At 49.1% G+C, this 20,717-nt stretch carries 16 protein-coding genes and 1 tRNA gene; 6 read left to right on the forward strand and 11 right to left on the reverse strand.

All coding sequences use genetic code 11. The annotated features are described in order from the left end of the window. The first annotated feature begins 36 nt into the window (after positions 1-36). Positions 37-110: transfer RNA gene (locus AAC022_RS24215), tRNA-Ile, on the forward strand. A 193-nt stretch (positions 111-303) separates the two neighbouring features. Here the strand turns inward: AAC022_RS24215 and AAC022_RS24220 are convergent. The 7 genes from AAC022_RS24220 to AAC022_RS24250 all read right to left on the reverse strand — a co-directional run bounded on the left by AAC022_RS24220 (position 304) and on the right by AAC022_RS24250 (position 9,502). Further along, positions 304-1,605 carry a GAF domain-containing protein gene (locus AAC022_RS24220; protein WP_339735343.1) on the reverse strand — a complete coding sequence of 434 codons (1,302 nt, stop codon included), beginning with the start codon at positions 1,603-1,605 and terminating at the stop codon, positions 304-306. A 400-nt stretch (positions 1,606-2,005) separates the two neighbouring features. Further along, on the reverse strand, positions 2,006-2,563 hold the full coding sequence (locus AAC022_RS24225) for a hypothetical protein (RefSeq protein WP_339735345.1): 558 nt from the start codon (positions 2,561-2,563) through the stop codon (positions 2,006-2,008). 23 nt (positions 2,564-2,586) lie between these two features. After that, complete coding sequence (locus tag AAC022_RS24230) at positions 2,587-2,952, reverse strand: hypothetical protein (RefSeq protein ID WP_339735347.1); 366 nt, start codon at positions 2,950-2,952, stop codon at positions 2,587-2,589. Positions 2,953-3,057: 105 nt separating this feature from the next. Further along, positions 3,058-5,649: a hypothetical protein gene (locus AAC022_RS24235; RefSeq protein WP_339735350.1), complete on the reverse strand. Its 2,592-nt coding sequence runs from the start codon at positions 5,647-5,649 to the stop codon at positions 3,058-3,060. Next, positions 5,639-7,180, reverse strand: coding sequence for a hypothetical protein (locus AAC022_RS24240; protein ID WP_339735352.1), 1,542 nt, complete (start codon positions 7,178-7,180; stop codon positions 5,639-5,641). The genes AAC022_RS24235 and AAC022_RS24240 overlap by 11 nt, the downstream gene beginning before the upstream one ends. Before the next feature lie 258 nt (positions 7,181-7,438). Then, complete coding sequence (gene msrA, locus AAC022_RS24245) at positions 7,439-8,188, reverse strand: peptide-methionine (S)-S-oxide reductase MsrA (protein ID WP_339735353.1); 750 nt, start codon at positions 8,186-8,188, stop codon at positions 7,439-7,441. A gap of 123 nt (positions 8,189-8,311) precedes the next feature. Continuing rightward, entirely contained in the window at positions 8,312-9,502 is a 1,191-nt protein-coding gene (locus tag AAC022_RS24250; RefSeq protein ID WP_339735355.1) for an acyltransferase family protein, read from the reverse strand. Between the two features lie 485 nt (positions 9,503-9,987). Between AAC022_RS24250 and AAC022_RS24255 the strand changes: the two genes are divergently transcribed. Beyond that, positions 9,988-11,010 carry a ferrochelatase gene (locus tag AAC022_RS24255; protein ID WP_339735357.1) on the forward strand — a complete coding sequence of 341 codons (1,023 nt, stop codon included), beginning with the start codon at positions 9,988-9,990 and terminating at the stop codon, positions 11,008-11,010. A 92-nt stretch (positions 11,011-11,102) separates the two neighbouring features. Here AAC022_RS24255 and AAC022_RS24260 read toward each other — a convergent pair whose 3' ends face one another. Both AAC022_RS24260 and AAC022_RS24265 read right to left on the reverse strand, forming a co-directional pair. Then, complete coding sequence (locus AAC022_RS24260; RefSeq protein ID WP_339735358.1) at positions 11,103-11,336, reverse strand: hypothetical protein; 234 nt, start codon at positions 11,334-11,336, stop codon at positions 11,103-11,105. After that, the gene (locus AAC022_RS24265; protein ID WP_339735360.1) at positions 11,336-12,682 is read right to left on the reverse strand and encodes a DEAD/DEAH box helicase; all 1,347 of its coding nucleotides are present in this window, start codon (positions 12,680-12,682) and stop codon (positions 11,336-11,338) included. The genes AAC022_RS24260 and AAC022_RS24265 overlap by 1 nt, the downstream gene beginning before the upstream one ends. Before the next feature lie 859 nt (positions 12,683-13,541). On the opposite strand from AAC022_RS24265, the gene AAC022_RS24270 reads away from it, so the two are divergent. Both AAC022_RS24270 and AAC022_RS24275 read left to right on the forward strand, forming a co-directional pair. Then, positions 13,542-14,915 (forward strand): DUF1501 domain-containing protein, encoded by a 1,374-nt coding sequence (locus AAC022_RS24270; RefSeq protein WP_339735362.1) that lies wholly within the window; start codon positions 13,542-13,544, stop codon positions 14,913-14,915. Positions 14,916-16,182: 1,267 nt separating this feature from the next. Then, on the forward strand, positions 16,183-16,335 hold the full coding sequence (locus tag AAC022_RS24275) for a hypothetical protein (RefSeq protein ID WP_339735365.1): 153 nt from the start codon (positions 16,183-16,185) through the stop codon (positions 16,333-16,335). 167 nt (positions 16,336-16,502) lie between these two features. On the opposite strand, the gene AAC022_RS24280 is transcribed toward AAC022_RS24275, so the two are convergent. Next, positions 16,503-17,216, reverse strand: a complete 714-nt coding sequence (locus tag AAC022_RS24280) for an SGNH/GDSL hydrolase family protein (protein ID WP_339735367.1) — start codon at positions 17,214-17,216, stop codon at positions 16,503-16,505. Between the two features lie 203 nt (positions 17,217-17,419). Here AAC022_RS24280 and AAC022_RS24285 point away from each other — a divergent pair, with 203 nt between their 5' ends. Together AAC022_RS24285 and AAC022_RS24290 are read left to right on the forward strand one after the other, a co-directional pair. Then, a complete protein-coding gene (locus AAC022_RS24285) occupies positions 17,420-17,608 on the forward strand; it encodes a DUF6435 family protein (protein ID WP_339735369.1) in 189 nt (62 codons plus the stop codon). 435 nt (positions 17,609-18,043) lie between these two features. Further along, positions 18,044-19,057 (forward strand): transporter substrate-binding domain-containing protein, encoded by a 1,014-nt coding sequence (locus tag AAC022_RS24290; protein WP_339735371.1) that lies wholly within the window; start codon positions 18,044-18,046, stop codon positions 19,055-19,057. Positions 19,058-19,800: 743 nt separating this feature from the next. On the opposite strand, the gene AAC022_RS24295 is transcribed toward AAC022_RS24290, so the two are convergent. Further along, the gene (locus AAC022_RS24295; RefSeq protein ID WP_339735373.1) at positions 19,801-20,646 is read right to left on the reverse strand and encodes a sterol desaturase family protein; all 846 of its coding nucleotides are present in this window, start codon (positions 20,644-20,646) and stop codon (positions 19,801-19,803) included. Between the last annotated feature and the right edge of the window lie 71 nt (positions 20,647-20,717).

The raw sequence follows: 20,717 nt of genomic DNA on the forward strand, positions 1-20,717 counted from the left end.
GAGTGTGTAAGATAAACGATGACCAGAAAACAACTTGGGGCCGTAGCTCAATCGGTTAGAGCAGCAAACTCATAATTTGTTGGTTGCAGGTTCGAGTCCTGCCGGCCCTATTTTTTCTGGTACGTTTTATTTGATTATAGCGTCTCTCATTCTGTGAATCTCATCCGAATGGTTCTGGAGACGCTGCAGTAAATCTAGACACAGGCTGTATGCACTCTTTCTTCAGCGTGCTCTCTATTTTCTATCGCTTTGTCGGGATTCTTAATGAGGTCATGTAGACTTTGATTCACAAGGCGGAAAAAATCAACGAGCCGCGGAACAGAGATTTCGGCGGTCTCGCTTCGGGCCACGCAGCTTACTCTTGGTCGCAATCTCTGGTGGGCATGTTACCAGTAACGGTTCCATGACGCGCATACCATTGTTTCCATAATTCTCCAGGCGTTCCCTGATGTGCCCGTTCACGATGTGGTGAGAGGAAACGAGAATCGCACCATCGGAAGCAACGACATGCTCCTTGAATATCATGCCGTCAACCAGCTCTTTAATTGAGACTCGTTGGGTCGTTTCACTAACCGACGCGATGATAGCTTGTTCCAATTCATCGACAATAAAAGGAGCAAAGACTTCTGGTTGCCTGCGTAAATGTTCGAAGGGCAAATGGTTTGATGAATGGGTGTGTTCGAGATTTTTGTATTCTTGGACTGTTCTGATCAGGTTGGCGGCAAGTGAAAGTGGCTCGTTTCGAATGCTGTCTATTTTGAGCGACAACAGGTCATTCTGATTATCGAACAGCTCGATAATTGTGGAAACGGTTTCCAATTCCGAGATTTGATTAATGATTTCTACGATGTCTTCGTGTTCGCGATCATTAGTTGTAGAAATAAAATCACGAGTTTCAATCAGGATTGCCGCAGTTTCATAGTGTTCGATGTGTTTAGGACTCAGCCCTGGTGCTAAATCACTCACTAACTGAACGACATGTTCTGAGCGGGGAGAGGCAGAGCTGATAAGTCGATTGAGCAGAGAAATGTATTCGTTATGTGATTTGGTCGTTTGTTTCCGCTGTGATGCAATCAGAATTGCCAGCGACAGCAAACCTGCGATTTCTTTGAATAAGGCAAGGTGCGCTTTGGAATATGCATTCGTCTCGATGCTCGAAAAGAACAGGAACCCAATACCGTGCCCTTCGACAGTCAGTGGAAATGTGAAAGAAGACCGAATTCCTTCATTCACAATCAAACGCGTTGATACAGAGTGAGGGTGTTTTTGAAGGTACTCTTCAAGGTTATTCAGAATCCTGGGGCGGTTTTGTTCCAACACAAATTGAAGTGAAGAGCCTTTCAGTGGGGCACTATAATTTTTGCCGAGTATCACTTTTTTCTCGGAACGGCACCAGCGTGCAACGACTCGTACTCCTGATTCGTCGACCAAGGCACATCCGATTCGATTGAATGGCAAAATCGAGTTGAAATTGTCGTAAACTGAATTCAACACGGTATCCAGTGTTGCCCCTTGCGTGACTTGCTGCATCAAACCAGAAAATAAGTTTGCGTGCATGTCGTTTGAAGGTTCATCGAGCTTACGATTTCGTTCGAGTTCAATCATGATTAACTCAGTTCTACTTTCACTCTCGAATCAGAAAGGAAAAATTATTTCACCACTCCCTTATACTTTGCATCGCTGGGAGAGCCTTTTTTCGAAGCTGCTTAGTTGCTTCGTATTCGTCTCATGTTGGCTTCTGCATGTCCGTCAGGCATTGGGAGAACTTTTTTACGGAATAACAAAGTATAGGTTGCGTACTTGCAACATGTGGTGAGGTAAAACCCTGAAAGAGTAGGTGGTTTTACCGCAATTTCGGGGGATAGAAAGGTGAGAACTTCTATAACAGGCACAATCAATTTTATTGTTGTGCACAACCCATTGATGAATTTTTTGGTGTCCCTACCGCCAATTTTTGATTTGCCCCTGATTTTTTCTCAGGTGTATTGTGTGGCATTGCAGGTGACTAACGGAATAGCCGTGAAGTCCCAAACCGCACGCCAGTGATTCCCGCGTCCTCAATGGCAGTTCTCAGATCTTTCTGCACGAAGCAGTAGGTAAAACGCGGTGGTCGATACAGGCAGAACATAGCAGCATCGCGAAGCGTGTTGCACGATTGAATTATCTCTTCTGCTTCTGCAGCTGATGCGTCTGGCGGAATAGTTATATTCGGGTGTGGCAGTTGTAGCCACCAGTAATCGGGTATCTTCTGTCCGCGATGTACAACAGGCACCGCGTAGTACCGATGAAGGGGCATTGAGAACGAATCAATGATGGCCCGGAATCGTCCACTGATAAGCCAGCCGCAGTTACGGATTGGCGCAGAGCTGATCAGATCGGTAACGATCGCGCGATCATCGAGAAAGATTGTGTTGAAGTCGGGTTCAAAATCGGGAAGACCATCGAACGGAAGCTGATACACGGAATCGGGCGCGTCGTAGTCGTATGTGCTACCCATGGTCTGATGTTGGGGCGCAATTCCTACGTCGAAATCGTTGTTAAACGTGTAGTACTTAGCCTTCATGGGTCCCGGTTTTCATTCCAGCTTTACTTGCTCTCAACCGGCTTCGATTCCAGTACTTCGTTTTTTTCGGGGTCGTAGGTGACGATGTATTTGATTTCGTCGCAGTCAACGTCGTAGCGCAGGCTGGTTTTACTTTCGAATTTGTCGTCTCGTTTGATGCCGCACTTTTCGCAGTCCAGTTTGGCTTTTATTGTTTCTAACGCTGCAGAGTCGACTTTCATGTTTTCCGGAACGGGAAGATCTGCTGTGCTGAGATCAACGGCTGATGCTTCGCCGAGCGCGACGGTGGAATCGACTTCTGCCTGCTTGACTTCTTTTTCCGCTGCTTTCTCAGCCGCTTTATCGGCGCAACCTGCGATCAGAATGGTGAAGAGTAATACGTATTTCATCGGGTCAGTCTCCTTACTGTCTGTGAACCAGATTAAGAAAAAGAAATATTTGTAGTGAAAGCAGTATATGTATTTGTGATCTGCGATTGAAGTAACGGAGGCTGATTATGGTGTATATCCCATTGATTTTAATCCCTTTCTGGCAGAGGTTGCAGCCGCGGCGTCAGTACCATTGATAGCCTTTCGGAACCACTTTGTCGCTTCGGCTTCATTTTTTGTGACCCCCTGACCATTTTTGTATTTATATCCAAGATTGTTCTGTGCCCATGCGTGACCTTGTTCCGCCGCCTTGCGATACCATTTGACGGATAGGGTATAGTTTCGTGGCACTCCTTTTCCTTTAGAAAAACAGATACCAAGGTTGTTCTGTGCATCTAAGTGACCTTGCTCTGCAGCCATGCGATACCATTTTGCTGCTTCGGTGTCATTCTGGGGGACTCCCTCACCATTTGCGTATTTCTTTGCGAGACTGAACTGCGACAGCGCAAAACCTTGTTCTGCTGCCTTGCGATACCATTTTGCTGCTTCGACAGAATTCTTTGTGACTCCTTCTCCACTGGAGTACATCCAACCAAGGTTATGTAGCGATTCTACCTGACCTTTTGCCGCTGACTTACGCCACCACTTTAACGCTTCTCCATAATCCTGTGGAGTCCCTTTTCCATGGTAGTATCGATAACCCAAATACATTTGCGCATCTACATGGTCTTGTTCCGCAGCTTTAAGGAACCATTTGAATGCTTCAGAATCATCGACGCTGACTCCTTCGCCATTTTGATACGCTTCGCCAAGAATATTCTGCGATTTTGAGAGACCTTGCTCCGCTGCCATGCGATACCATTTCATCGCAGTCGTATAATTCTTGGTGACACCTAAGCCATGATAATACATGGTTCCCACATTGTGTTGTGCATCAGCGTGTCCCTGCCTGGCTGCTTTCTGGAACCACTCCATCGCTTCACTGTAATTCCTGGTGACTCCTTCGCCAGACTTGAAGGAATAACCAAGATTGTATTGTCCCCCCGCATGATTTTGTTCGGCGGCTTTGCGATACCATTTGAGCGCTTCTATGTAATCCTTTTTGACTCCTTTTCCAGAGGTGTATCTCAAACCAAGCTTATTCTGAGCAGAGGAGAGTCCCTGTTCTGCCGCCTTGCGATACCATTCGACTGCTTTGGAATCATTTTTTTCTACTCCTATTCCAGCAGAATAGCAAAATCCCAGTTCGTGCTGTGCTCTGGCATAGTTTTGTTCTGCCGCTTTGCGATACCATTTGATCGCAGCCGCTTTATCCTGTGCGACGCCTTCGCCTGCCATATAATTTCGGCCCAGGGCATACTGCGCCCTGGCATATCCTTGTTCGGCTGCCCTACGGTACCACTTGACTGCTACGGAAAAATTCTTTTCCACTCCTAATCCCATGTCATAGATCTGTCCATATTGAACTTGCGCGACAGGGTTACCTTGTTTTGCCAGAAAACTGAGAGCAGGTCTTGCTTGCTGATACCAGCGAATCGCCTCGTCTTGATCCAGGGGAATACCCCAATCACCGTTATTATAACTGTCACCAACAAAGGTTTTAGCCAGTGCATGGCCTCGGTCGGCGGCTTTGCGAAACAGTTTGTTGGCCCGGCCTTCATCTATGGTGACACCATCACCAATATATAACTTGAGCGCCAGATCATAGTCAGGGTCTTCAAGCTTTAGTTCTGCCTTGTATTCTTCAGTAATCCGTTTCCGCTCACCCGGGCCGTACATTCCTTCAATCAGCTTCAAGTATTCGGGGGTCCCCCAGAGACCTATTAAGGCATCCTTATTGAGCACGCGTTTGGGATCGCGATCACCGTATCGGATTGCCTGTCGTAATGCTTTCAGGGCCTGTTCTTGCTCATCTTGTTCAAGATAGAATTTGGAAAGTTCATAATAGGCGTCTGGGCGAAAGGGATTGATTTCAATCGCTTCCATCCAATTATTTTCAGCCGCAATGATGTCATTGGCTTCAAATTGCTGCGCTGCATTGTCCATTCGCTCTTTGTAAATGGTTTCAATCAGGGCATTGATCTGCTGTAATTGTTGATCCGCCTTCGCAGCAACTTTGTCATCGGGTGAGAGTGCTGCTTCTCTTAACAAGGGGATTCCCAGCAAGTATTTTTTGATTTCCAGGTAAGCGAGAGCGGATTGAAGTCCCCAGGCTGTTTCTTCAGGATTGATTCGCCATGCTTCCTCGAATTGCTGGGCCGCTTGAAAGGCTAACCCATCTGCGTATGCGGAAGTCCCTTTATCCGCACGCACCTGCGCGGCTTGCTTGGCACCGTCTGGATCAATTTTTCGCCAGATCGGGAACAGCTTCAGTCGCTGCTCTCGATTGGCCAGTCCCACGGCCTGACTGATTGCCGTTGCTGCGATGTCTTTCTGTCCCAACTGGGTGGCAGCGATCGCGAGCAGGCTGAATGCTTCGTACTGTGTGGGATCTTTCTCAATCGCGTGGTCTGCAAATTTCATTGCCTCAAGGGACTGCTTGTTCTTGAGTGACTCCTGCACCTTGTTGATGAGCGTTTCGTAGTTTGAGCTCTGCTTTTCATCGGCAAGAAGAGGAGCGGTCTGAAGGGAACCCACAGTGATCGACAGGATGAGAAGGAGTACGATTACTGGCGCTGGGTTTGCAGGTGACTTGAAACGTCGTTGATTATTCGTCATTGGAAGTATCCGCTGGAGTGTCTGGATCGGCCTCTAGTTCCTGCAGGAAATTGTCAAATGAGTCTTCAAGCGAATCATTGGATGCATCTTCTTGTTCAGACTTGCCATTCTTCCGCTTTAATAGATCTGACTTCTTTTTCTCTAATCTTTTCCTGGCCTTTTCAATCAGTTCATCAAGTCGCTTGTTATATTTTTCCAGATAAGATTCGGATGTCTTATCGTTTGCCGCGTCCTCTTCCCTAGGGTCGCGGAGCAGCTTATCCAGTTCTTTCTGTTGGGCAGCGCGTCTGAGTTCCGTTTCTTTTCGTTTGAGTTCATCGACTCCTTCTTTCAGATCCGAGCCAAGTTGTGAGGCTTGTCCGCCCGCACGTTTCAATCGATCTCTGACAGACTGCATGAAGTTTTTAGTTTGAGGATCCTTTGGGGTGGGAAGTGGATCGCGAACACTGCGGATGTTGGCGGCGTTCGTTGACTGGTCGAAGAGTTTGGCGTAGTCGATTTCGTCAACAATCCCGTTTAGCCCTTCCAGTTTTAGATCTTGCATGCTGCGTTGCAGGTCGCGCCGCTCCCGGGCAGTCATCTGCTTTGTTGGCACCTGGCTGGGCTGCTTCTGTTGCGACTGAAAGGGAGACTCCTCTATTTTGGCAAGGGACGTAGCGGAGGAGCCACGTGCAGCAAAATAGCGACGTTGCTCACTCAATTTTCGTTTGTTGAACTGACTCAATTCATTAGCCAGACTGGAGCGTGCTTTTTCCAGTTCGGAGTCCAATATGCGCTTGCGGCTTTTTTCTAGGTATAATTTGCCACGGGTTCTCCGCTGTTCGGCTCTGATTATATTGAGACGTTCCATATCGTTGTCGGCTGCTTTAGCCTGCTTCCCAGATTCGTCCTTTGCCTCTTGCAGGTTACGAATAGTCTGCTCGATTCCCGTTACTCGACTCTCTTGGGCAATGATTGCTTTATTGCTTTCTCGCTGATAAGTGGCCCATTCGGTTTTTTCATTTGAGTCCAGCTCGCGAAATTCCGACTCCGCTTTTTCGAGTTGGACTTCATATTGTTTCAGGTCTGTTTGGGATTTCGAATACTTGTCGCTCGCGCGATCATACTTCTTCTGGAGAGAGGCGATCGCTTTTTGGTACTTACGTTCTTCAGCAAGAATGCGGGAGGGGGCTGCAGGAATTGATCGTCCGGAAACATCATCCAAATGTTCCTCAAACGTTTGCTTTGTGTCTTTCAAGATTTGACTGGGCGTTCTGTTACATTTGCTACAGTAACGCCCGCTCTTGAGGTCGTTAATATCTCGATCGCGCTGAATCTTTAATTGCTTGAGCTCTGATGCCAGATCTTTCAGGTCGGACTTTTGCTCAACGATACGTTCTTCCAACTGAGGGATTCGCTTGCAGCATTGCTCGATCTTTTCGATCGCACTGTTGATTTCCGCGCTGTGTGAGCGGAATGGTTCCAGTTCTGCAATTAAGGCAGTCGGAATCAATGTGAGAACAATGATGCCCAGTAGTGTTGGCTTTTGCATTTGGAATTTCCCCATCTGCCTGAAGCCCAAAAAGTGAATCGCTCTTTATTCAACACTCAATTCCGGGCCATCTGGATTGACTCTAACGTTGGATTCAGAGTACTTGAAATCTGTAAGAGTACGATGATACCCGTCAGGTATGATCGTTGCAACCTGATGAGAAATCAGAGGAAAGGCCAGTTGAAAACAGCTGTTTTTCAAACGATCCGGTTACGGAGGCCCGAAGGTTATTGTTTGTCTGGTCGGATGAGCAGTGTGCTATTTTTCTCCACTCTCCTCTTTCTTCAGCTTGTCGGCGAACTTGCTGCGGAATTTTTCCAGTTTGGGGCGGATGACGTACTGGCAGTATTGCTGGTTCGGATTGAGCTTGAAATAGTCCTGATGATAATCTTCGGCGGGATAAAATTTCTCGAAGGCCGTGATCTCGGTGACGATCGGGCTTTTGAACTGGCCTGATGCGTCGAGTTGTTTTTTGTACGCGGTCGCTTCTGCTTTCTGTGGATCATTGTGATAGAAGATGGCAGAGCGGTACTGGGTGCCGACGTCGGCTCCCTGGCGATTCAACGTCGTCGGGTCGTGCGTTTCCCAGAAGGCTTTGAGAATATCGGTAAAGGGAATCACTTTGGGATCGAAGGTGACCTGAATCACTTCGGCGTGGCCGGTGGTGCCGTTGCAGACCGCTTTGTAGGTCGGGTTTGGAACCGCGCCGCCGGAATAACCGGAGACGGCTGACTTGACGCCTTTGAGTTCGCGGAAGAACGCTTCGGTACACCAGAAGCAGCCTGAGCCGAGGGTGACCACTTCGAGACCGGTGTCTTCCTGGGCAGCGGGGGTGGTTTTTGATTCTGTCTGTTCCACGAGGGCCGTCTGTTGTTGGGGCTGTTCGTCGGCGATGGAGACGGGGCGGTCTTCCTGTGTGAGCGATTTCTCACAGCCACTCATCAGGGTGAGAATTGTGGTGAGTGAGAAACCAACGAGAACCAGCAGCGGTAATTGCGAGAACGTCATGACACATTTTTCCCTAATCAGGCATGTCAGAAAATCAGAAACAGTCAGTTTGAATAACAACGGACTGTTATTTTAGACAATCGCTGTGATGAGGGACAGGGGGAATCTGTTTCGCGAGCGACTTCATTTCCCGTTAAACAGGAAACGCAGCGGTTTGAAGCGGAGGATCAGGAAATGGTGGATGGCCAGTGTAATTGAGATTGTGGCGATTTCGACGGCCAGAAATTTGTAGCCGATTGCGATACTGACATTCAGCAGGAGATAGCCGAACACAATCACGCAGATATGATGCAGTAGATAGATCGAATACGAGGCATCGGAAAGATAACGAAAAAATTGGGAATTCTGATTCATAAATCGATAGAACAGGACATAACAGATATGGCTGGAGAGGGCGCAGGTCAGGCTGGCGGAATAAATGCGTAACACACTTTCCGGGTTCAAGCCGTGGGCATTTGACTCGACGTATTGTGCCACGAGAGAAAGGGCCAGTGCGTACCATTCCCAGCGGGCGATCGAATGAAAGGCCTGTTGCAGTTTCTTATCTCGATACAGCCAGAGGCCGACGAGGAAGTAGGGGAGAAAGACAATGAAATCTTCGGTGTTGAACAGCCCATGGAAATGCGATCCATGTGAGAGTTCCGGAACAATTTTGTCGAGAACGCTCCAGGCGAGATCAGAGAAGGGGAGTAATAATAGAAAATAGCAGTTTTTTCGAAATGGGGTGAGAATGCGATTGAGTCGGCCCGTTTCCGAAACGCGGCTGCAGAGCGCAAAGAGTGCGATGCCGACGGCGAAGAACTGGAGCAGTGTCAACAGAAACCAGAGGTGCGAGACCCAGGCCCCGGAGATCCATTTTTGTGGGAGTTCGTAGATCACAAAGTGTGTGAACGACATCGGCTGTTTTTGAATGACGGTGGTTCTGAAATAGAGCTCAAGCGTGTTGATGAAGAGTGCGGTCGAGCATAACGGGACCAGAATACGAACGAGACGGACTTTGGTAAACGTGCCGACGCCATATTTTTTAAGGCCCATCATCGAAAAGAAGCCGGCGATGATAAAGAAAGTGGGCATGCGAAAAGCATGGATAATAGCGCCGAGTACGTTGAAAAATTCGGACTTGTGCGAATCGGACACAATCCAGTGGTCGCCGGTGGAATAGATCAGCGCACCGTGCAAGACGACTCCTAGCATCATTAAAATCGAGCGCAGGGAGTCCATATAATAAAAGCGGGTGGTGCCAGCGTTTTCCGGGAGCGTCTCCAAACTTAGAGCGGGTGCTTCCGGAGTTACTAAAGCACGGGGGGGATTCATTATTGGTTTGCCTGAAAGTGGGAAGGAGCCGCTGTCTCAAATTAGTCAAATGATGCGCTGATAACACTTCGCTATGATAATATATATCCGTTGGCTTAAATTCGGATCGGTGAAATCTGGTGAGAAATCTGGTTCGAGAGTAGTCATCACATTTCCGTAATCTACAATCATTAAAACCGGACGAATATGACTTCTGATCAAGTGATATATGCAGTGATGTTTCGAAAAAACAACAGGGACAGACTGATTCCCGGACCGGCAGAACTTTCTGGTTGCATTGAACATTCAAATAGTCTTTGAGAGTGCTAAATGCTTAGCTGGTCGGGTATTATGAATATTTTAGAGTTTAGAGTGGCAATTTGTGATCTGCAGACTACAAAGTATCATGTTGAACCCAATCAACAGTTTTTCGACTGACCCAGTCGTTATCAGGATTGAAATCAGAACCCCAGCAAGATGAATGTCGCCAGGAAAGAAAATCTTTGATGAACGATGCTTATGATGCCATTTTGGTTGTCTCGTTTGGTGGTCCGGAAGGCCCCGCTGATGTGATTCCGTTTCTAGAAAATGTGCTGCGTGGGAAAAATGTACCACGCGAACGGATGTTGGAAGTCTCCGAACACTATCAACAATTTGGAGGCGTGAGTCCGATCAATGCGCAGAACCGGGCGTTGATCGACGCGCTGGAGCAGGAACTGGCTGCACACGGGCCGCATCTCCCCATTTATTGGGGAAACCGCAACTGGACTCCTTATCTGGCGGATACACTGGAGGAAATGAAACAGGCAGGAGTCAAGCGGGCGTTAGCGTTTTTTACGTCTTCCTTCAGTTCCTATTCAGGCTGCCGTCAGTACCGCGAAGATATTCAGCGGGCTCAGGATCAGGTCGGAGCAGGGGCGCTTGAAATTGATAAGTTGCGCGTGTTTTTTAATCATCCCGGATTTATTGAAGCGACCGTCGAACGTGCGGAAGAAGCGTTGAACGAGATTCCCGCAGCGCGACGCGATACAGCAACGATTCTGTATTCGGCGCATAGTATTCCGCTGGCGATGTCTGCGGGATGCAAATATGAAGTGCAGTTAAAAGAATCTGCGCGGCTGGTCAGCGAACGATTGGGAGGGCATCCAGCCCATCTGGTGTATCAGAGCCGGAGCGGCCCGCCGCACCAACCCTGGTTAGAGCCTGATATCTGCGACTTTATCAAAGAGTTAGGAGCAGGGGGAGGCGTCGAAGATGTGGTGATTGTTCCCATCGGGTTTGTGTCGGACCATATGGAAGTGTTATTCGATCTGGATACGGAAGCGAAGGATGTCGGGAGCGAATTGGGAATCAACGTGGTGCGCGCGAAAACGGTGGGCGTGCATCCCCGCTTTATCACGATGATCCGTGAATTGATTGAAGAACGCAGCAGTGGAACAGACGAGCGACCAGCGCTCGGTGCGATGGGGGCCAGCCATGATGTCTGTCCGGTTGACTGCTGTCTGAGAGTGACGGAAACCAAACGCTAAGTTTGTCTTGCAGTTGTGAATCTCAATGCGCAAAAAAAACACCGAAAGCCAAACGGCTTTTGGTGTTTTTATTTATAGTGCGAAATTCACAGTCAGTTCGGCTCGTCCGACTCGTTTATCGGCTCGCGATCAATTTCGTGTTGAAAGTGCGGGTCAATCACGATCTCACCTTCCTTCAGCTTATTGCGACGAATTCGCTTGGCTTCCGCTTTTGCTTTTTTGTCTGCTTCACGTTGACGTTTGGCGAAGGTGTTTTGATTTTTTGCGATAGTGACTCTCCTTAATGAGTATAGAGGGGGGGAACTTGATTTCAGCAGAATGATCATTAACTTGAACTTGCTTGTTTCGCATTCGGCTTAAGATGTCGCCACTTGGTTCGTTTCTGTCCCTGTTTCGGTTTGGCTTTTGCGGCGGCTGCAGAGGCGGAACGACGACGCGTGGTTCTTCGCTCTGGACGTGCGCCTTTTGCGCCGGCTCGTTGTTGTCCGGGGGAACCTTTGCGGGTGCGTGGTTCTAAGTCACCTTCGACGGCCTTCACATCAGACTGTCGATGTTCGGCTGAGACGGGGATTTTATGACCGATCAATCTTTCAATGGACCGCAGTTCATTACGTTCGTTACCACTGCAGAACGAAATGGCAATTCCATCTGCTCCGGCGCGTCCGGTGCGGCCGATGCGATGCACATAGGATTCTGCTTCTACGGGGAGATCGAAGTTGATTACATGCGTGATGCCATCAATGTCAATTCCTCGCGCGGCGACATCTGTGGCTACCAGAACCTGCACTTTTTTGCTGCGGAATGCTTCCAAAGCCTGCTGCCGTGCGTTCTGTGATTTGTTGCCGTGAATGGCGGTTGCTTTGAACCCTGCTCGCATGAGCCGTTGGGCAAGCATGTTTGCCGTGCGTTTGGTTCTGATGAAAACCAGAGCCCGTTCTACATTGTCGCTTTCGAGAATCTTCTGTAAGAGTGGTTGTTTTCTGTTGTATTCCACATGCATCAGTTGCTGCTTGATTTTTTTAACGCTGGAAGTCTTGGGTGTCACGTTGACAGTGACCGGGTTTTTCAGCAGACTTTGTGCAAGTTCGGTGATCTTAGGAGCTAACGTCGCTGAAAAGAACAACGATTGACGCTGTGCCGGCAGTTGGCTGATGATGCGTTTGAGGTCGGGAAGAAAGCCCATATCGAGCATGCGATCGGCTTCGTCCAGCACGAACGTTTCCAGTTGGTCGAGTTTGATGTGGCCTTGATTCATCAGGTCGAGTAATCGACCCGGTGTCGCGACCAGAACGTGGGCGCCCCGATTCAATGCCCGAACCTGATTTCCCTGGCTGACGCCGCCATAGACGAGGACGTGTCGTAATCGGAGATGCCGACCGTAGGTCTCGAAGCTTTCGCCAATCTGAATTGCCAGTTCCCGTGTCGGAGCCAGTACGAGTGCGATGGGACGATTGGGGGCCGCTTTGCGGTTGTTTTTTCCCAGTCGGTTGAGAATCGGCAGCGCCAGTGCTGCGGTCTTCCCGGTGCCGGTCTGAGCACAGCCGAGGATATCGTGTCCTTGAAGAGCGGCGGGAATGGTCTGCGCCTGAATAGGCGTTGGTGTTTCGTAGTTTTCTTCGGCCAGTGCTCGTTGTACTGGCTCAATTAATTCGAGTTCTTGAAAAGTATTCAATGGTTTTCCTTGTGGGAGTGTTTCAAAAGTTGGGCTGCCAGAGTGTTGATTTCTCAGAATCAATTGAGAAGGAGTGCCTTCTTTGTGTCTGTCAGCCGCTGGTTGGTGTTTTCAATATTATTTGCGGGAGATCCACTGTGGAGTGGTATTCGATTCCGCCTGGTAGCAACAGCGCAGTATTTAATGTATTGCGCGAGCAGGCAAACAGTTTACCGGCTCCTCAGGTATTTACTCAGGTAAAGCAGGTTGGACCGGCATGACCAAAAGCAAACGTCGCTTCTGTGGGAACTCTGGATAAACAAGAAAATCACAGAATTCAGTGCGTCCACAACGACGCGGTTGCTTTCGACAGCGGTTAACACAACCGATGACTGGTAGCATTAGTGTGTAGCAAACACGCTACACAAGTAGAAAGGGTTACAAGAGGATCCAGCTCTGCAAAAAGACCCTTTCTGGTCAGAAAATGGATCCTACTCAGGGGACCACATTACTCGCTTGGTTCCGACCGTTTTGACGCAGCTTCTAAAAGAATGGCCCACGTCTAGGGGAAAGTATACTCTTGCAGACTATCTTTGCCAAGCCTAATTTTTCAGAAAGGCTTTAGATGGCCTGCGGCAGCTTGATTTTCTGCTGAAATGGGAAGTCATCTAGGGATTGATTCTGTGCAATGGGGTTTTGACTTTTCTACCATAAAAAGCACGAAAGACACGAAAATACACACATGTCAGAAGTGGCTTAGTGTACACACGGTCTTTGTGCGATTGCATTTGATTAAAAAAACAAACTCCGTTATCATATCAATGTGTATTTATGTTGATTCGATGGTGCTTTGTTTCATTGTACCCAGGGAATAGATTCTATGCTGACGATTCTTGGAAAACCGACCGCGAAGAACGGTCAATTTTGTGATGGTGTTTCCCGCCGCAGCTTTCTGAAAATCGGGGGCATGGCTCTGGGCGGGATTTCGCTTCCGGGTGCGTTACAGGCCGAAACCGCAAACAAGACGGGCAGCAATCACAAAGCGATCATCAATATTTACCTGCCTGGCGGGCCGTCACACATTGACCTGTGGGATCCCAAGCCAGAAGCGCCGACCGAAATTCGTGGCGAGTTCAACGCGATTCCAACCAACGTGCCCGGGATTCAGATCAGTGAACTGTTCCCGCGGATGGCTGCGATGATGGATAAGTTCATTCCGGTGCGTTCGATTTCCGACGCCGATGGCCGACACGACGCATATCAGTGTATGACCGGGCGAAAGTTTGGCAGTCGCCAGCCTCCCGGAGGCTGGCCGGCAGCGGGTGCGTTTGTCTCGAACCTGCAGGGCCCCGTCAACGCGGCGGTCCCGTCGAATGTGGCGCTGATGTATAAAACGGGGAACGGCACTTGGGGCGAACCCGGTACAGGAGGCTTCCTGGGAGTGCAGCATGCGCCGTTTAATCTGGTGGGTCGTAAGGCCCGCAGTTCGCCGGAAAATATGGTATTGCAGGGGATCACGCTCGAACGATTACGCGATCGGGTGAAGTTGCAGCGTGCTTTCGATACGTTCCGTCGCGAAGCCGACACCTCGGGACTGATGGAAAGCATGGACGTTTACGCGCAGCAGGCGATGAATATTCTGACCACGCCGCAACTGGCGGATGCGTTGGATCTATCGAAAGAAGACCCGCAGATTCTCGCTCGCTACGGCAAGAGTGATGAAACCTTCCAGCGTGACGGTGCGCCGCGGATGATCGAAAACTTCTGTCTAGCCCGACGTCTGGTCGAAGCAGGGGCGCGGTTTGTTTCGCTGAATTACAGTCGCTGGGACTGGCATGGTCCAGACGGCATGAATTTTCCTAAGTCGCGTGAAGAGTTTCCGCTGCTCGATCAGGGCTTGTCTGCGTTGGTGACCGACCTGCACGAACGGGGTCTCGACAAAGATGTTTCCGTCGTGGTTTGGGGAGAGTTCGGACGGACGCCGAAGATCAATCAGAATAACAGCCGCGACCATTGGCCGAAAGTTTCGTGTGCGATGCTGGCGGGCGGCGGCATGCATGCCGGTCAAGTGATCGGCAAGACCAACCGCAAAGGCGAGTACGCGATCGACCGACCGATCAAGTTTCAAGAAGTCTTCGCGACGCTGTATCACAACATCGGTCTGGACCTGAACGGCACCCGCATCTTCGACACCAGCGGCACGCCGCAGTATCTGGTGGATCAGGGAAATGAACCGATCCGCGAGCTGATTTGAGCCTCTTTGATGTTTGGAATTAAGCTAGCGTCAGGCTACTCGTGCCAAATTCATGCGTGTTATCAAACCACATTTCTTTTTCGCGCCTTGAGACCTGCCTGAGAGGTCCTGATTTCTCTATCGCGTGCATGATATTGAAAGAATTTATTTTCGTTAAAAAGCATAGCTGTTGCATCTGCAGTCTAGTTACTCTGCTGACACTCTCTCCTGCGAAAGTGATTTGAGTTTCATGCCTGTCGGTGATTCCTGTTTGCATCTATGGTGCACCATGCCATAAGGATATGTTTGATCCCAAACCGATTGCTTAGTTAGTGATTCTCATCTGTTTTGCTGGCGGCCCAACCCATCAGGACACATACGATCTCAAAACAGAAGCTACGCTGGAATGTCATGGTGACTTTGAGCCGATCAAGACGCGAATTTTCGGTATCAATTTCTGAAAAGGTATTCTGGCGAGTATTTCTTGATCTCTTCGGGGCAATTCCAACATTCATAGAAATGGGATGGAGTTTAGAAATGTATTGGAATACTAGTGCGGATGTTAAATCAATCACGGGTTTTCAGAAAAAAAATAGGATTGAAGATGATGAATCGACAACACTTCAATTTTGAAAACAACACGATCCTATTGAATGAACGGAAATTTTATGCGATAATGGCTTTCATTGGAGAGCAATAAAAAACCCTCGGACGGGCAAACGTCCGAGGGGGGAGGTGCCTCTCGCCTAACTAATGTTTTTCATCCCACATCAGCTATTCAAAAGAATGCGAGGATCACCCTATGCGCATATTCTATCACAAGAAAAATGATAGTGAAAGTGAAAATCTCCCCAGACCCGGTTCACTATGGCCACCAATCCTGATAGTGCTGGCTACAGCCGTAGTAGCGACAGGGCTTTCCATTATCACGGGAAACACTTTACCTGTCGTATTCTGGACCCTGCTCACAGGGTTATTCTGGTCTGATAGAATGTTAAGAAACCGCCAGTAAGCGTGGTAATCTTAAATCCAGAGGTCAGATTCGCGGCTAATAAACTAAAACATTTCATCTTCTGGACTTCCCAAGAGGGGAAACCCAGCAGGATAGGAGGGGCACCCCCTCTATGTTGCTTCCATGGTATTTTTCTGGCTCGCTCAAATGAGTGATTTGGGTTTATTGGTGTCGATCGGCGAGTTTGTTCGAACTCCACAAATCAACAGGAGACCAGGGCAAGACTGTAGGTGAACTCTTGTGATCTGAGTTTTGCCCAAAGGCGGAATGAAAAGTATGATCAGCCCAGCCAGAATTCGTAAAGTGATCATCAATATCTACATGCCCGGCGGTCCGTCACACATTGACTTGTGGGATCCTAAGATGGATGCTCCTATTGAAATCCGTGGCGCGTTTAATCCGATTCAAACCAACGTTCCCGGGTTCTAGTTTTGCGAACTGTTCCTGCGGATGCCTGCGATGATGGATAAGTTTACTACCATGCGGTCCCTCTCCAACGCCGATGACAGACACAATATTTTTCAAAGTATGGCAAACCAATTCATTTGCTGACTTGAGAGCGTGTTTTTAAAACTCTTCGAGTCAGACTCTTTAATTTACGGCTTCGTAGGATTTGCCAGGATCTCTCTGAGGTAGGCTGGATAGTTCACTTTGGCGGAGCCTTGCGTCAGGCTGTCGCCGAAGCAGACGATTTTCGTGGTCTCCAGTTTTTCGGCTGTCAGCTTTTCGGCCACGAGTTTTGCTAATAGTTGATAGCCGGCGGGCGTCAGGTGTACGCCGTCTTTGATGCCGCTGTTGGCACGGTTGCGGAGGACGCTGGTTTTCTTTGTGTCTGCGATGTTGTGGTCGATCAGATAGTTATGGAAATCGATCAGGGGGATTTTCCGTTTCTGGGAAATCTCAAGCAGAACGGAGCGGACTTCTTGCATTCGCTCGACGGGAGACTGGTCTTTATACTTCCTGGGATTATGGCGGCTGAACAGCAACTCCGGGATGCACGGCGGTGGTGTCATCAACAGGACCTTGACGCCGCTGGTCTGGATTTTGTCAATCAGCGTGTTGACGTTTTTTCGGTAGGCCTTGATGTCGATGAAGCCGCCCGAGTTGAGGCGGTCGTTGGTGCCAACCATTAATACGACCACACTTGGTTTGTGTGCGAGCACATCACGGTCGAGCCGCTTTAACAACTGGGAGCTGCGATTTCCGCCGACGCCAGCATTGATGACTTCGGCAGCGACTGCATTTGCCGGAAGAGAGAATAGACAGACGGTTAAGTACAACAGGCAGTATTTGAACATGGTATTTCTCACAACGGGATTCATTAAACTGTTTGAAGAGAAGCGGGAACCAGATATTCTAACAGCGAGCCCTGTCTCTCGATTCTTTTCTACCACGAAAAATACGAAAGGTAGGAAAATTATTGTTGGAAAAAGACGCGTGGTTGTCAAATAGGGTGCAGCGTCTATAGTTCTTTAGTACATGTTCTAGCGAGTTTTTTCAGGGAGTCCTTAAGATGTTTGGCTGGTTGCGTCGTGACCCGAAGAAAAAACTGGAAACCCAGTACGCTCAGAAACTGGAAGCGGCCCGTGATGCCCAGCGTAATGGCAATATTCAAGGTTTCGCCGCGTTAACTTCCGAGGCTGAGAAGATTTTAAATGAAATCGACCGGCTGGCGGAGGCAGGGGAAAACGATGCTCGTTGAATCGAGCTGGAAGGCGATGCCGCGGTGAGGGATTTGCTGCTGTGTTGATTCATCTTTCAAGCCTGACGTGATGTGCAGGCCTCGTGTGAGTGTCTTGCAAGCAGATTGGTGGCAACTGCGACTAAGTCGATTCGTGGAAAGTTGATTGTTTGTTTCATCCGACATATTGTATCATGGTAGTTGAGCCGGGGAGATCGTGATCAGGAACACGATCTCGATTTCTTGATACCAATTTCGTGCCTGAGGATTGGGTACTGGAGCCCTGAGGGTTGGGGACTGGAACAGATGCAGAATCATAGCAATCGTCGGTGGAATTCATTTTCCGCGAGTCCCGTTGGAAGAGGGATTTTTTCTTTTCACTGCGCACTAATTCTACTTGGTGGTATGGTTGCCTCCGGAAACGCGCAATCGGAGAAATCCATAAAGAAGTATGTTGTGGCAACAAGGGAAGTTCCCCCGTTTGCGATGAAGGGTGAGCATGGCGAGTGGATTGGCATCACGATCGACTTACTACGCGAGGTGAAGTCTGAGTTGCAAAACGCTTCTGAGCAGGAAATTCAATTCGAATTTCGCGAAATGAAACTTGAAGCGATGCTTGATGCTGTGGCACAGGGCAAGGTCGATCTGGCGGCAGCCGCGATTACGGTGAACTATGATCGTGAAAAACGAATGGACTTCACTCATCCGTTTCACAGCTCGGGACTCGGCATTGCAGTCAGGGCGCATCCACGGAACAGTGAATGGTCGCGACTCATGGCGGCGGTATTTTCTACCATGTTTCTCAGGATTCTCGCTGGTCTGTTTGCCGTCATGCTGCTGAGTGCGATCGCCGTTTATTTCTTTGAACGAAAACGGAACAAAGAGCAATTCGGTGGTGGTCTGATTCGCGGTATTACTTCCGGTTTGTGGTGGGCAGCGGTGACCCTGACGACTGTGGGCTATGGCGATAAGGTGCCGAAAACGATCCCTGGTAGACTGATTGGTTTTGTCTGGATGTTCGTGGGATTGTTCATTATTGCCAGTTTCACTGCAGCAGTTACTTCGGCGTTAACGGTGACGCAACTCAAATCACGAGTTATTGGGCCCGCAGACTTGTCGCGGGTTAAAGTCGCGACCGTCCAAAGCTCGACTTCAGAAAAGTATTTGCGATCGCGTCAGATCGTGTTTAAGAAGTATCCTGACGTTCGGGTTGCATTGGAGGCGTTGAAGAAAGGGCAGGTCGAGGCCATTGTGTACGATGCACCCATCATGCGCTATGAAACGAATCGTCACTTTGAGGGGGAGATCCAGGTTCTGCCTGTTTTGTTTGAGCGGCAAAACTATGCCATTGCGCTGCCGAATGACAGTCCGCTACGTGAACCCATCAACCAGGTCATTCTGCGTTTAAGCGGCAGCCCGGAGTGGAAAAGTGTCCTGGCGGATTATTTAGGCGAGGGGTTCGAACAATAACCGTTGGCGGCCCTGATGAATTGAAAGCTCTCATATAATGATGGCTTCAACGTGCCTGCGTTGGTTCTCTTGCTTTTTATCTGATTCTTCTACCACGAAAAACACGAAAATTTACCTTAAGTGATTTTGAGTTTTTCGTGTCAGGGAAGCACTGTTGGATTTTCATCTGTGGGTTCTCGGGTTACATCGGGTACGATTTTGGTCTGTGTGTTTTGTGCCGTCTGTTTCTTTCTGGCTTTATGTCTGAGACGAATGACGAAAAACGGCGGCTCGCGCCGATTCGCTCACCTTGGGGAGACTGTTATGGGAAACGTATTTGCTTTCGATGGGAGTCATCATCGTTGGTGGCGTGGGGGTGTCAATTCGGGTTTGTTATTTTTGATGCGGGAACTGCTAATGAAGTGCTTGCGAACGCTTTTGATCACGGAACGAAGTTCTCTGATTGCGGTTCGATGTCGTTTGAAGATTGGTGCTTATTTTGAACCATGGGGCAAGGCATTGAGTCAAATCGGTCTGAGACGAGCGAGTTTTATGGGGAGCGGATTCACAGGGGGTGCCAGTTTCCAGTGCATAAACTGTTTTCGCTCACGCGCGCGATGCAGGAAACGCATGTTAGAGATCGGGACGGCGGAGTCAAGAGGTGAGAAAAGGCCTTGTTTTTAGGGGCTTATTCAATATTGGAATCAGTACAGCCGTTTGAAACATTAAAACGGCGGCTCGCGCCGAGCCGCTCAGGTTTGTGATCACTTTTGGTGGGACTGTTGATTCTGATCTTGTTTGGTTGGTGGCTTTTTTAAGAAGGGGGTTTTCCACATGCCGAGGAGTGTTTGCCACTGTGGTTGGTCGAAGTCGGGCAGGCCAAAGTGAATGTTTTTGAGATCATTTCGCATGCGATACGTGCCTGCGATGCGGTCCCAGATGGAAAACACGGTGGAGTAATTGGAATTGGTTTCTGATGGGATTTGCGAGTGATGAATTTTATGCATGTCGGGCGAGACGAATAGCCAGCGGAAGAAACGGTCGGCCTTGCCGATTGAAATGTTGGCGTGATGAAATTGCGTCGATAAAAAGACCAGCAGGCCATACACGATGAGATACCAGGCTTGGAGACCGAGCAGGGGAATTAAGAGCAGGCGGAACAGTGTCGAGAAGATGAGTTCGCCCCAGTGAAAGCGAGTGGCGGTAGAGACATCCATGTAAGGATCACTGTGATGCATGCGATGAAATCGCCAGAAGAAGGGGATGCGATGATTCATCCAGTGCCAGCAGTAGGTCCAGGCGTCGAGCAGGATGACGGCGAGGATGGTTTTTCCGAGAGTTCCCAGCGGCAGATGATTGAGCAGCCCCCAGTGATTGTCTCGCGACCATTGAGAGGCCAATTCTACAGAGGCGCCAAAGAGCAGTCCCAGAATCAGGGCATTCAGAATTGCCAGAGCGATGTTGTGCAGGGCGTGTTGATAGCGTGTTTTTTTTTCAACTGGTTTGAATGCAAACCAGCTTTCCCAGCTCCAGAAAATCGCGAGTAGCAGGACAGGGAAGATGCGATGCGCGAGTGAGAGAATTTGTAATCCTGAGAGTTCAGAAAACATAAGCGCATCAGTTTATTGTGAGAGGAGTGAGAGTCGATCGCGGCGATCGGGCAACAGTCTGGTACGGGCAC

Source organism: uncultured Gimesia sp. (genome assembly GCF_963976445.1).
Classification (GTDB): domain Bacteria; phylum Planctomycetota; class Planctomycetia; order Planctomycetales; family Planctomycetaceae; genus Gimesia.